This is a genomic window from Rhizobium sp. P28RR-XV, assembly GCF_012641385.1.
In the GTDB taxonomy this organism is placed as follows: Bacteria; Pseudomonadota; Alphaproteobacteria; order Rhizobiales; family Rhizobiaceae; genus Rhizobium.
Map to the genome: position 1 here is coordinate 181180 of NZ_JABAIG010000005.1, position 13670 is coordinate 194849.

Annotated in this window: 10 protein-coding genes; 2 read left to right on the plus strand and 8 right to left on the minus strand. The window is 58.5% G+C overall.

Annotated elements, in window-relative coordinates; genetic code table 11:
• Window positions 1-51: 51 nt before the first annotated feature.
• Complete coding sequence (gene glgX, locus HGP12_RS12410) at window positions 52-2121, plus strand: glycogen debranching protein GlgX (RefSeq protein WP_205926452.1); 2070 nt, start codon at window positions 52-54, stop codon at window positions 2119-2121.
• Between the two features lie 219 nt (window positions 2122-2340).
• On the opposite strand, the gene HGP12_RS12415 is transcribed toward glgX, so the two are convergent.
• The 5 genes from HGP12_RS12415 to HGP12_RS12430 form a co-directional block, all read right to left on the minus strand.
• Window positions 2341-3222 (minus strand): carbohydrate ABC transporter permease, encoded by an 882-nt coding sequence (locus HGP12_RS12415; RefSeq protein ID WP_168878918.1) that lies wholly within the window; start codon window positions 3220-3222, stop codon window positions 2341-2343.
• Window positions 3219-4112, minus strand: coding sequence for a carbohydrate ABC transporter permease (locus tag HGP12_RS12420; protein ID WP_168878919.1), 894 nt, complete (start codon window positions 4110-4112; stop codon window positions 3219-3221). The genes HGP12_RS12415 and HGP12_RS12420 overlap by 4 nt, the downstream gene beginning before the upstream one ends.
• A 68-nt stretch (window positions 4113-4180) precedes the next feature.
• Window positions 4181-4624 carry a hypothetical protein gene (locus HGP12_RS33985; protein WP_246703347.1) on the minus strand — a complete coding sequence of 148 codons (444 nt, stop codon included), beginning with the start codon at window positions 4622-4624 and terminating at the stop codon, window positions 4181-4183.
• Window positions 4625-4647: 23 nt separating this feature from the next.
• Window positions 4648-5439 (minus strand): extracellular solute-binding protein, encoded by a 792-nt coding sequence (locus HGP12_RS33990; protein WP_246703348.1) that lies wholly within the window; start codon window positions 5437-5439, stop codon window positions 4648-4650.
• A 235-nt stretch (window positions 5440-5674) separates the two neighbouring features.
• Entirely contained in the window at window positions 5675-8419 is a 2745-nt protein-coding gene (locus tag HGP12_RS12430) for a glycoside hydrolase family 2 protein (protein WP_168878920.1), read from the minus strand.
• 185 nt (window positions 8420-8604) lie between these two features.
• Between HGP12_RS12430 and HGP12_RS12435 the strand changes: the two genes are divergently transcribed.
• Window positions 8605-9600 (plus strand): LacI family DNA-binding transcriptional regulator, encoded by a 996-nt coding sequence (locus tag HGP12_RS12435; RefSeq protein ID WP_168878921.1) that lies wholly within the window; start codon window positions 8605-8607, stop codon window positions 9598-9600.
• Window positions 9601-9743: 143 nt separating this feature from the next.
• Here HGP12_RS12435 and HGP12_RS12440 read toward each other — a convergent pair whose 3' ends face one another.
• The 3 genes from HGP12_RS12440 to HGP12_RS12450 are packed head-to-tail and all read right to left on the minus strand — an operon-like array spanning window position 9744 to window position 13660.
• Window positions 9744-11522, minus strand: a complete 1779-nt coding sequence (locus HGP12_RS12440) for an ABC transporter ATP-binding protein (RefSeq protein WP_168878922.1) — start codon at window positions 11520-11522, stop codon at window positions 9744-9746.
• Window positions 11523-11529: 7 nt separating this feature from the next.
• Window positions 11530-12555 carry a glycosyltransferase family 2 protein gene (locus HGP12_RS12445; protein WP_168878923.1) on the minus strand — a complete coding sequence of 342 codons (1026 nt, stop codon included), beginning with the start codon at window positions 12553-12555 and terminating at the stop codon, window positions 11530-11532.
• Between the two features lies 1 nt (window position 12556).
• A complete protein-coding gene (locus tag HGP12_RS12450; RefSeq protein ID WP_168878924.1) occupies window positions 12557-13660 on the minus strand; it encodes a glycosyltransferase family 2 protein in 1104 nt (367 codons plus the stop codon).
• Window positions 13661-13670: the final 10 nt, after the last annotated feature.

Consider the following 13670-nt stretch of genomic DNA (forward strand, 5'->3'; position numbering starts at 1 on the left):
ACAATGCGTATCGCTGCGGTGTTTCCATTGTGCGCCAGCAAAGAGGGATTCATGACGGAAAATGGCAAGCACCATGAGATCGAGCCCGGTGATTTTACCTGCCTGGGAGCAACCTGTGACGGGCGAGGCGTCAACTTCGCACTCTTCAGTGCTTATGCGCAAAAGGTGGAGCTCTGTCTTTTTGACGAAGACGGCAAGGAGGAGATCGAGCGGCTCGTCCTGCCGGAATATACCAATGAGATCTGGCATGGATATGTTCCGGGATTGGAAGCGGGCGCCTTGTATGGTTACCGCGTCCATGGTCCATTCGATCCAGAAAGAGGTCATCGCTTCAATCCGAACAAGCTGCTCGTCGACCCCTATGCCCGTGAGCTCGTGGGCGATGTAGATTGGTCGCAAGCCCAGTTCGCCTATATTCTCAATGATGAGCAGAAGGATCTTTCCTTTGACGAGACGGACAGTGCGGCTCGAATGCCGAAATGTCGCGTCGTCGATATTCGTGAGGAAGCCCCGACCCAAAAGCCATCCGTCCCCTGGTCGCGAACGATTTTCTATGAGGCCCATGTGAAAGGGATGACAATGCTGCATCCGGCAATTCCGGAGCAGCTGCGTGGTACGTTTGATGGCCTGGGGCAGGCAGCGATCGTCGATTATGTGAAAAGCCTCGGCGTCACCTCGATCGAGCTCCTTCCCATCCACTATTTTCCCGATGACAGCCATCTGCTCGATAAGGGCCTTCGTAACTACTGGGGTTATAATACCCTCGGCTTCTTTGCCCCGGCCTCTCGCTATTATGGTCCCAAGGGTCTTGCAGGTTTTCGCGATATGGTGCGCGCCTTCCACGACGCCGGTATCGAAGTGATCCTGGATGTCGTCTACAACCACACGGCGGAGGGCAATGAGCTCGGCCCGACCCTCTCATTCAAGGGCATCGATAACTTCTCTTATTATCGCACTCTTGCGGACCAGCCCCGCTACTATGTCAACGACACTGGCACCGGCAATACCATCAACACTTCTCATCCGCGCGTACTGCAGATGGTGACCGACTCACTTCGCTACTGGGCTGAAGTGATGCACATAGACGGTTTCCGCTTCGATCTCGGCACTATTCTCGGCCGTGAACCCCAAGGTTTTGACCAGCGCAGCGGCTTTTTCGATGCGGTCGGTCAGGATCCCGTCCTCTCAAAGGTCAAGCTCATCGGCGAGCCATGGGATATCGGGCCTGGCGGATATCAGGTCGGCGGTTTCCCGCCGGGTTGGGTGGAATGGAACGATAAATATCGTGACACGGTGCGCGACTATTGGAAGGGCACCCACGGCACGCCGCGGGATTTCGCCGCGCGCATTTTGGGTTCAGGTGATGTCTACGATCTTCGTGGGCGCCGTCCGTGGGCAAGCGTCAACTTTATAGCCGCGCATGACGGCTTCACTCTCAATGACCTTGTTTCCTACAACGACAAGCACAATGAAGCCAATGGCGAAGACAACAACGACGGCCATGACGACAACCGCAGCTTCAATTATGGTGCTGAAGGCCCGACGAAAGATGAAGGCATCAACGCGATCCGGGAACGCCAGAAGCGGAATTTTCTCGCCACCCTATTCTTGTCGCATGGCACGCCAATGCTGATGGCGGGAGATGAATTCGGCCGCAGCCAGATGGGCAACAACAATGGCTACTGCCAGGATAGTGAGCTCAGCTGGCTGCATTGGGACGATCGCCATGGCAGTTCCGAAGCGCTTCGAAGCTTCACAAAACACGTGATTACTCTACGACAGGAACATTCCATCCTTAGACGAGAAAATTGGCGCGACGGCCTGATCGTCACATGGCTCAACGCCGGTGGCGGCGAGCAGACGGAAGAGCAATGGGAGGACGAGGCAAACACAATAATCGGCTTGCGCCTGTCGCGGGACCAGCCATTTGAAGAGGGCTGGGACGACGTTCTTATCCTGTTCAACCCTCACGATGGCGATGTCGGATTTACCTTGCCAGGCGACAAGCACTGGGCGCTGGAACTGTCGACATCGAATCCTGATGCGCGACATCGGGGCATGGTCGACGAGCAAGTCTTGCAACTCCGAGGACGCAGTCTCTCACTTTTGCGGCCGGCCTGATATAAGTCGTTCAATCCGAACCTAGGGCGGTATGCGGATGGCATCACGATATTACCGCCGCACCTCGTCAAAGCCGCGGAACCGGTCGAGCTCGCCACAGCGCGGCCCTTAGTGTGGGCCGGGACGGTGACCACCATGCTTGAGATGATGCCCAGGCGACGCGGCGAGTTGTTTGCTGCAAGCGTCAACTGCGCGATGCGCGCTTCAATCGCCCGCCTATTATCCCTTTATTCCGGCGGAAAGCATGATGGCGCGGGTGATTTGTCTTTGGAAGAGGAGGTAAAGAATGGCAACCGGAAGACCCGCCAATACCGCCGCAGCCATGTCCTTGGCGAAACGCACGCCGAAGACGTCCTTCACCTGGGTAATGCCAACCGGAATGGTGATTGTCGCATCCGATGTAGCGACCAGGAAAGGCCATAGGAAATTGTTCCATGCCGCAATAAATGTGGTTATGGCGAGCGCGGTAATCACTCCCCAGTTCATTGGTACGTAGATCTTCCAAAGCGTTCTCAGGTGCCCGGCATTGTCGAGCATTGCCGCCTCGCGAAATTCCCTCGGGATCTGGTCGAAGAACTGCTTCAGGATGATGATGACCGACGGCACCACCAACTGTGGCAGAACAATGCCGCCCCAGGTATTGATCAGTCCGAAGGAGTTCATCAGCACGAAATGATTGATGATGAGCGCTTCAGTCGGGACCATCACCGAGGCAATCAGCGCGCCATAAATCAGGCGGCGGCCCGGAAACTGGATTTGACTGAGCGCATAGGCGCAGCAGAGGCTCATCGCAAGCACCAGAGCCGCGACAATCGCTGACGTCGCGACCGAGTTGATATACCATTGTATAATGCTGGAGCGTTCGATCACATAGCGATAAGGCTCCAGCGTCGGCGCTTTTGGGAAAAGCCCGGCCGTTTTGCTCACCACTTCGGTGTCCGATTTGAGCGATGTTGCGATGGCCCAGTAAAGGGGAAAGAACCAGATCAGCGCGCCGAGCGCGGTCAACACGGTCAGTGCGCGGCTGATCCAGCGTCCGGCAGCGACATGGTGGCTTGCCGACGCAGAGCCTGCTCGCGCATCGCTTATCCGGTCGCTCATCTTTCGCCTCGCGCACGCAGGAACTGATATTGCAGGACTGAGGCAATCAGAATGATGACGAACAGAATAGTAGCGACCGCCGCGCCTTCACCGCCCTTGTTCTGCTTGAAAGCGAGATCGTAGATGACGCTCATGACAACGGATTGAGCGTCAGCTGGCGTATGGGCGAAATAGCCAAGCAAATAGGGCTGCGCGAAAATCTTGAACTGTGCGATCAGCTGCAGCGTCAATACCAATGCCGTGATGGGCCAGATCAGCGGCCAGGTTATCCTCGAAAACACGCGCCAGCGGTTGGCATTGTCGAGCGCGGCTGCTTCGTAAACGTCAGGTGAAATGCTGCGCAGGCCAGCCAGGAACAGGAGAATATTGAAGCCGATCGTCCACCAGATCGTGACGACTGCGACGGAAGGCATGAAATAAGTCGGCGAACGCAGCACCGGCAGCGGCCGGCCGCCGGTAAACAGGCCAATGACGTTCTGGATGACGCCGTATTGCATATTGGCGATCCAGGTCCAGATCTGGGTCACGACTGAAACCGGCAGGATGGAGGGCAGGAAAAAGCACGCGAGGACCAGCATCTGTGTGCGCCCACTCAAGCGGTTAATGCCCATGGCGATGAACAATGCGAGAAACGTGCCGGGGATGACGGTCAGAACGATGAAGTATAGCGTATTCGCAAGCGCCTTTTGCAATTGAGCTGAGGCAAGCTGGCGTACGTAATTGTCAAGGCCCACCCATTCGCCCGGGCCGATCAGCGGCGCATTGGTCAGGCTCATCGCCACCATGCGCAAGGTCGGATAGGCAAAAATGAGCAGAAAGGTGATGACGGCCGGCGCAACCAGCAGCGCGGCAATCATATTGTCCTGCTTCCTGTTGCTGACTGCCGCCATCTGTTACCTACCTTGGTTGACCAGCCCCAGGGGAGAGTATGGCCCCTGGGGATCGTTGAAGGAGAACGTCACTGAGAGTTCATGTGGTCCCGAAACTTCTCAAGCGTTTCCTTCACATCACCTTCGCCATTCAGCGGGCCGGACACCATGTTCTGCCAGTCGTCATCGAACTTGGACGCGGCACCGGTGAGCGGGGTCTTCGGCATGTAGAAGGCATCGAGCGCCATGGCGGCGTAATCCGACTGCGGTTTGAGCGCCTTGTAGGCCGCGGATGTGCTGACCGGCAGATAGGCCGGGATATGGCCGGCGGCCGCCCATTCCAACGAGTTCACGTTCATCCATCGGATGACTTCGAGAACCGCGGCGCGCTTTTCCGGCGTCATGGTGACACCGACATTGTTGGGAATTACGAAGGAGTGCGAGTCTGCCCAGTTGGCGGGCTTGCCCATCCAGGCCGGAATGTTGATCATGCCGTAATCGAAACCATTGCCCTTGGCGACCTCGGCTTCCATGGTCGGCAACTCCCAGTTGCCGTTCAAGAAAAAGGCGGATTGACCGGCGAGGAAGGTGGGCGTGATGGTTTCAGAGTCGATATAGGCTGGGCCCAACCTTGCTTCACCCAATCGGCAACCTCGCCATATGCTTTTTCCATTTTTTCGAGGTTGTCGCCCTGCAGGAACTTACCGTTTTCCGTAAGCGCACCTCCCAGCTGGCCGAACAAGGTGTAAATGTCGCGCAAATCCCCGGTTGACGAGGCAATAACGACACCATTTTTTCCCGCCTCCTTGGCCTTGGCCAAGAGCGCACGCCAACCCTCCAGCCTGTCAATGCCGGTGGGTTTTCCGTCATTGCCGAGCGCCCCGAGGTCCTTTAGCACATTCTTGTTGTAATAGAGCACCTCTCCGTGCACATCAAAAGGAATGGCGTAACGTATATTGTCGACCGTCGAGGCGGCGATTGCGTTCGGCGGATAGTCGCTATCTTTCAGGCCGACGGCCTCGAGCTCCTTCGGATCGATCGGCGAGACCGTCTTGGCGGAGACAGCAGCAGCCAGCCGTGACAGGTGATAGGTCGCGATGTCGGGTCCTTGGCCGACAGCAGCGGATGTCTGCAATTTGGTATAATAAGGAATGCCCCATTCGAGCGTGGTGCCCGTGATTTGAATCTTGTCCTTGTGCTCGTCGTTGAAGCGCTGGATCAGCGCCTTCATTCGCACGCCGTCGCCTCCGGATAAAAAGTCCCACCAAACGACATTCTCGACGGCGAATGCCGGAAAGGCGGTGATAAGGGCTAACGCCGCGATCGATGTTCTCAACAGATTACGCATTTCTCTCCTCCAGGCTGTTCTATTTTCCTCCCAAGCCACCCCTAAAGGCTGGCCTATGTCTTGCGCTGGCGCCAACGAGCCGCGTGAAAATTGCTGCTCCCCAATTCAAAAGGCATCCCTTTCGTTTCGCCGGCAGCAAACACATTTGCGGCGCTGCCACATGTCCGAACCGTCGATGCCGATTGACCTTACATCTCCTCTCAATGATGTGCGGCGGTTCGGTTCTGCCGCCGGCCTATCGGGTAGCCGCTGTTTCGATGATGCAATCGAGCAAGGTTGCTGCGACCGGATCGGTACCGGCAGGTTCGCGCATCAGACCGAAGGTGGTGGCTACAATGCGACCAGCACCGACTCGTCGTTCGGCAATGGTCGCGCAGGGCTTGTGAATCCAGCCCACCATCGTGCCGGCATGGACCAAACCGTCGAAATGGATCGGGCGGAAGCCAGTGATAACGCGGTTGGGGTTGACGCCGACGAAGGAGAGGTCGGTCAGCGGACCGCCTGGCAGGCGTTCGAAGGCCCCCGACCGCTTCAGCCAGCTAAAACCCGTAACCCAGTTGCCTTTCCAGATGGTGCCGTTGCGTTCGGTGACACGCATCTGCGGCATGGACTGTCCGCGATCGCCGCCGGTCGGATAATTCCAGTTTGGTTGGTCATTGCGCAGATTGCCGAAGGGAAGGGTTGCCGCATCGGCGAGCGACACATAATGGGCGCCGTGCTCCATGGCATCGATATCTGCCTGATTGAGAGAGGATGCGACCCGCACGTCCGCCCTGTCGGCATCGGCAACGTCGTAGCCAAGCGCGCTCAGATATTGCGCGATCTCGGGTTCCGCCGAGAATACGGAGATTGTCGGCTTGGAGCGGCGACCATAGACGCTGACGTCGAGGCTGTTGCGCGCGATCTCGCTGTCGTCCGCGGTGAGCGTGAACTGAATGCTGATTTGTTTGCCGGCCATATCCACCGTAAAGGGAAGGGAAAGCACTGGCAAATGATGCACCGACGTTGCGTTCAGCGCGGGGATCGCGATCTTTCCCGCATTCGCGCCGTTGACGCTGTAGTGCAATTCGGTCGGTGGGAGCGTCGTGCCGCCGGTCGAGATTTCGAGTTCGATGCTCCCCGCATCGCCTGCCCAGACCGCGTAATGCTGCATGCGCGGGACGATGACAACATCGGTATTAATCTCATGGAAGCGGTTGTGATAGGCGCGCGTATTTCGCTGCATGTCCATCAATCCATTGGCTTCCCAATGCAGGTCGGTCAGCTCGGTGATGACATAACCCTGTATCGAGGCATGGCGGCGCATCTCTTCGATTTCGAACTTGAGCGCATTGAACTGATGCCATTGCGTGTCCTTGATAAAGGAATGGAAGGACGGAAAGATCTTGTCGAACTGATAGGTGCGGAAGCGCTGCTCGACGCCGTGTGGATAGGTCGCCCCGTCGCTATCCCATTCCAGGCCGTTGATGAACCAGAAGGGTTCCTTGTCGTCCCGTTTGAGTTTTTCGGGATGCGGCAGGCCCCAGACACCGAACTCGGAGACGACGAGCGGCTCGTCGCCACGCCGTTTCGCATCGCCGTTCGGCGAATAGGACCAGCCGGGCCTTCCGGCGAAGGCTGAAACCCAATCGGCCCATTCGCGCGCCATTTCCGGGACAGAAGCGTAATAATGGTAGTCATCGATGTCGGAAACGACGTGGAAGTTGGGAATGCAGGCGGAATTGTCTACGACTAGCCGCGTCGGATCCTTCTCCTTCAGCCAATGGTAGGCGTTTTCCAACCAGGATCGCTGATCGGCGCTTTCGACAAGGCGCGTCCCCCAATCCTCGTTGATAATGGTCCAGATCACGATGGAGGGATGGTTGCCGTCGCGGCGAAGGATTCCTTCCATCGTATCGAGCAGGCGCTTGGCCGACTTCTCGGTGAAGGTCTGAATGTTCGGGATCTCCGTCCAGACCAGCAGGCCGAACCGGTCCGCCACGTCGTAGTAGCGTGGATCAGGCACCTTGATGTGACAGCGCAGGAGGTTGAGGCCGAGCTCTTTCGACTTGCGCGCCTGATCTTCCAGGAACTCGGTCGATGGCGGCGTGCAGATGCCCTCAGGATAATAATCCTGATCCAGTGCCCCACGCATGTAGAAGGGCTGTCCGTTCAAGAAGAATTTGCCATCCTTGGCTTCGAAGGTGCGAAAGCCGAAGTTCTCCTCGATCGAGTCACGGACGACACCCTGCTCTGACAGCTCTAAAACGGCGCGATAGAGCGCGGGATCATCAAGCGACCATGCCTCCACCTTCGCGACGCTGAGGGCGGCAGAGGCGTGCATCTCGCCATTGAGTGCGAGCTCGACGGTTGATGCAATCTTACCATTGCGGTCAAGAAGCGTGATCGTCAATGCGCCGGTGAAGGGCGATGCCAGCTCGACATCGATGATGACCTCGCCCATGGCGAGATCGGCGCGAATGGCCTGGTGAGTGATATGCGCCTCACAGCGGCATTCAAGCCAGACCGACTGCCAAATGCCGCCCAGCATGCCGTACCAGCTTTGCTTACCATGCGGGATCTCGTCAAACGGGAAGTCGGGAAAAGCCTGTGCATCAGCACTTGGCAACGTAACCTTCACTTCCAGGCGCAGTTCGTCCTTGAGAAGATCACCGGGAATGACGAATTCGAACGGCAGATAGCCGCCTTCGTGAGAACCGAGAGCACGGCCGTTGACCGAGACTTCGGCAAAATAGTTCACGGCACCGAAATGCACGATCACCTGACGATCCCGCCACTCTTTCGGTACGGCGACAGCGCGTGAATAGGTCGCGACGCCAGCTGCGGCTCGCAAATCCGGAAAATGCGCCTGCCAAGGCGCGGGTACGGCAATCGTCGTCGACGTTTGTCCCTCTAGCTGAAAGTCCCAGGTTCCATCAAGAGACAGGCGCGCACGCGGGCCGGAGTGGGTATCGGGGAAACGGCGGGAGGCGATGGACATTGCCGCGAGCTTTCCGGTTTGATTTAGTCACAAAGTTAGTTACAAGGAAGTTTCGTAACTTATATATTTAACTTCTGCAAGAGCTGCGGCTTCACATCGTCCGTCAGATTTTCTAACGTGCACGGAGCTGCCCTTAAGTCCGAGAAAGAAACTGAGTGAACGACAAAACGACGAAACGACCGACCATGTCCGATATCGCCTCGCAGGTCGGCGTTTCGCATGCGACGGTTTCACTGGTGCTGAACGAGGTGCCTGGCAAGCGGGTTTCGGAGAAGGTGCGTGAGCGTGTGCTGGCGGTTGCGGAGGAGCTTGGCTACCAGAAGACCCCACCGGCCAATGACCCGATCGGCGGGATTATTGTTCTTCTGATCGACGATCTCATGGCCTCGCAGCATGCAGCGCCGCTGATCGAAGGCGTTCGCAGCGCGGCGGAAGAGCAGGGCATCGCGGCCCTCACGGTCGTTACCGGCGGACAGGTCGAATTCGCTGAGTCGATTCTCGATTATCTCGGGCGGCGCCAGATCGTTGGGGTGATCTATGCCACGCTCATCACCCAGTTGGCGCCAGTGCTGCCCACCAAGCTCAGTAGCTATCCCGCCGTCCTTTTGAACTGTCATCAGCAACGAGCTGAATTCTCGTCCATCATTCCAGGCGATCACGCTGGTGGCTTTGCGGCGACGGAAGTGCTGATCAAAGCTGGACATCGCCGCATAGCTATGATCGACGCGGGCAGGCAGCGGCTTGAAGCCGCCCGGGATCGCCTAAGCGGTTATCGCCAGGCGCTGACGACTTACGACATCGCCGTCGATCCTGATTTGATCCTCTCGGAAGCCTGGTCACTCGATCTCGGCCGGGAAAAGATGTTTCAACTGCTCGATCTGCCGTCGCCGCCGACAGCGGTGTTCTGCTTTTCAGACCGGGTCGCTATGGGTGCCTATGATGCGATCCGGATGCGCGGTTTGAAAATCCCCGACGACATTTCCGTCGTCGGGTTCGACGATGAAAGCCTTGCCCGAAAAATCCTGCCACCGCTCACGACATTGAAGCTACCTCACATGGACATGGGTCGATGGGCTGTGACCGAACTTTTGGAAAAGGTAGCGCAGCCTAAGAAATCGCCAGTGCGGCTGAAGATGGAGTGCCGATTGGTCATACGCGATTCCATCGGCCCACCGCCTTGAGACGAGTGGTCGTCAAGGGAGATACATGGAGCGCCGTCAGCCAAAATGCGCTTGATTCAAGCAGTACTCGCTTCAGATGCAATATCGCTTCTGACGTCCGTCGCAGGAAGGGGCCGCGAACGATTGGTGGTTCGCGAGTGAGACTATGGCAGCTCTTGTTCGTAAAGCTGGTCCATGCTGAGGGACGCGACTTCGGCGAACGCTGTCTGATTGCGGACACGCCCGCCGCTCAGGATAACGACGTCGTCGCAGAAGGAGATCGTGCTGCGGTGATGGCTGATCACGATCGTGGTGCGGCGGCCGGCGCGCAATTTCAGCGTCTCGACGATGGCGGCTTCCGACAATCCATCCATGGCGTTGGTGGCTTCGTCCAGAATAAGGATATCGGGATCACGAACGAGTGCCCGTGCGAGCGCGATGCGCTGCCGCTGTCCGGCCGACAGGCTGGCGCCCCTGTAACCGACGAGCGTTTCGTATCCCTCGGGGAGCTTCTCGATGAATTCATGCGCTTCGGCAAGCCTGGCCGCCTGCTCAGCCTCGGCGGGCGAGGTATGCTGTCCATAGGCGATGTTTTCGAGAATGGTGCCGTCAACCAGTTCCAGGTCCTGGCTGGCAAGTGCGAGCCTGTTTCGCCATTGGGTGGGATCAATGCGGCTAAGCGGCAATCCGTCGATCAGGATCTCGCCTTCGTCGGGTTCGACGAAGCGGCAAAGCAGGTTCACGATGGTCGTTTTCCCCGCACCCGATCGGCCGATGAGGGCGGTGGAGCGACCGTGGCGAACTTCGAAGCTGGCGGAGCGCAGCACCACCGGCCGTGCGGCGGAGCCTGGATATTTAAAGGTCACGCCGTCGAATTTGATCTCCCGGCTCAGTCCGGGAGCCGGCAGGTCACCAGCCGGCGGCTGAGGCTTGTCGGAGGTATCGAGCAGCCAGCGCACTTCCTCCAGTGAGCCGCTCCAGCCCTGCACTTGGCTCCATGCCTGCTGCAGGGCGCGCACATGCGGCTGCAGTCGGTACAGCAAGACCACGAAGGCCACGATGATAGGAAAGCTGACGTCAAAGGCCCAGGCGCTGACGACCACCGCGAGGAAGAGCGCCGAATGCAGCACTTCGGTCAGCGGCGGCAGCGCGCCCTGACGGGTCTGCAGAGCGAAGCCCGCCTTCCTCACGGCGTTGGATGCTCCGTCGAACACGGCCTTTTCGCGCCCCTCCTGACCGAAAATGCGGATCAGCCGTCCGGCGTGGACGAGATGCAGCATTCTGCTGGCAAGTTCACTGTTGGAAGAGGCGACCTGGCGGCTCGGCATCTTCAGGCCGGCGGAGAGGCCGGCATGCGCGGCCTGGACAAGGATAAGGCCGAGCGCGACGCAGAGCGTCATTTGCCACGACAGTAGCAGCAGAAAGGCAAGCAGAATGATGGCCGCCGACGCGTTCACCATCGCCGCCAGCACCGTCTGTATCGCATCCGATGCCCGCCAGGATTCGTTGGAGATGATGTTGAGAAGCCGGCCGGGGCTTTCCTGCAGGAAGAATGGATATCCGATCTTCAGGAGTTGATCAGCGAGCGCGCTACGGATCGCATGGCCTGCTTTGCCGTGGATGAAGTTGGTAAGCGCCATATTGGCGAAGGCGAGAATGTTCTTCAAGGTGATCAGCACCAGGATGCAGGCGGCGATGGCCATCATCCGCTGCCGGTCGTCCAGACCCGACCCGGCCTGCTGGAAGAGGGCGGAAAATCCGCTCAGTCCCGTCGGAGCTTTTTCGCCGCCGATAATGCTGAGCATCGGAATGATGAGGCCGATGCCGGTGCCTTCAAGCACCGCGCTGATAAGGCCAAGAATGACGACGACCGGCAGGAGCCGGATCTGCCGGCCCAACGCCTGTCGTAGGAGGTGCAGACCCGGCAGGAGAAGTTTCAGCATGCGGATCTTACCTCAACGAACGGGTTGTCTGCTTGATCTGGTTCAGTTCCGGCTGTTGCGGGCGGTTCGTCATGGCACATCCTACGAATTCGAACGCGCCCAGCAAATTCATATACACGATCGGCCAATGAGACAGGGAGACTTCCGGATCGAAGCGGGGCCCGCCCCATAATTCTCGCCAGGCCGAACGGAAACTCCAATAGAAATGACGCAGCAGCCACGGCGCGCTGAGCAGATGCTTCAGACAGAGGCCGCCGTTTCCGAGGCTGTAGTTGCGATGAAGCCGTTCGATCGCCTCGCGTGTGTTGCGTCCGTGATAATGGAGCACGTTCATGTCGGGAACATATTCGATGGGAATGCCAAGCTTGAAGGCACGGACAAGGTAGTCTGTGTCCTCGGCCGATTGAAGGGCGCTGCCGGCGCCGAAGCGCTCGTCGAAGCGGCCGACGCGCTGGGCGACTTCCCGGTGCATCGTCATGTTGCAGCCCAGGATGAAGCCGCCCGGATGGACATCGGGTGTAAAGCGGGCCGGCTCCCGCGATCGCTTGATCGTAAACGGCAGATCGCGCGCATTGCCGAGTTCGACACGGCCGCCTCGGATGACGAGGCGCTCTCCACTCGCATAATGCCGCTCCAGATCCCGCAGGTAGTGCAGGTCCACTTCGCAATCGTCGTCGATGAAGATCAAGATGCGCCCGCGAGACCGCTCCATCCCCGCATTGCGGGCAGCGGCCAAGCCGCGGCGGCGTTCCACCACCGGTGTGATCGCGATGCTCGACGTGGCGACGATGTGGGCTAGCCGCTCGGCGGTATCGTCGGTCGAGCCATTGTCGACCACTATCAGCTCGCTTGTCATCGAGCCATGCGCGCGACTTGCTGCTTCAATCGATCGGATGCAAGCCGTAAGCGCCCGGGCGCGGTTACGGGTGCAGACGATGAAACTCGCTGCCGGAGCGCGGCCGACGAAGGGACGAGGGGGCTTTGTAGCCTGTTGAGGATATTCTCTCGCGATGTCAGAACCCTCCCCGGCCATATCAGGCAAGCCCTTGCAATGGCAGCACGCTTTTTGCCGGGACCGATTGCCGATACCTAGCCAGCGCATCGAGGCGCAGGCTCGCATCGCTCCAAAGGCCGCTGCACCAGGGCGCATAGGCGGCGGCGCGAAGTCCATACCGCTCGCGACGCCGTATCGTGTGCCATTTGCCCGTCTGTGTGAGGAATTGATGCGTCAACGCGGGCTGCTTCTCGTCCGCGATGAGCTGATAGAGGAAATAGAAGAAACACATCAGCCCTTCCTGATGACTTGCGGAGGTTCGCAAGCCGCGCGCGGCGATCCTGTCTTCGATGGAGAGGAGACAGTCGGCGGCACGGGAAACTGTGTCCGGCGTTACTGCCGCACCGATGTCGTTTAGGGCATAGGGATCGTCGATCAGGGCTTCCCGCTGGAGATTTTCGGCGGCGATTGCAAGATGCGTGCGGCGCATCAGCCGCTTGTGTTTGTTGGTGACGCTTTCGTCGTGAACGCGGTAGGCGACAAGGCTGTCGTCGATCATGGCGGCGGGAAATTCGCGGCTGATCCGCCGGAACAGATCGAAATCCTCCGCATGCACATAGCTTGCATCATAGGTCAGCATATCGGCCGGAATGACGTTGCGGTTGTACATCACGGTGGAATGCATGAAGACGGTGTAAAACAGCGACAGGATATACCAATCGGCGGACTGATGGATCGGATTGGGCGTGCCGCGCACAACGCGCTTGCCGATGAGCCGGTCGACGCCCGTGCCGCTGATGGCAAGCTCTGGCCGCTCTCGAAACAGGGCGATCTGGCGTGAAAAACGCGTGGGATAAGCAATGTCGTCGGCATCCATCCGGGCGATGAATTCGCCTTTCGCCAGGGTCATGCCTTCGTTGAGCGTCGCAATAAGCCCACGGTTTTCGCGCGAGACGACGCGAATGCGGTCGTCGGTCACTTGATATCTTTGCAGGATGTTCAGCGACCGGTCGGTGGAACCATCGTCGATGGCAATCACGTCGAGATGTTTGTGATCCTGTCGCAGGACGCTCTCGATGGCCGCGGCGAGATAGGGTTCGCCGTTATAGACAGGCAGCAGGACGGAAACCAGTGGAACGGACATTCTTCAGCTC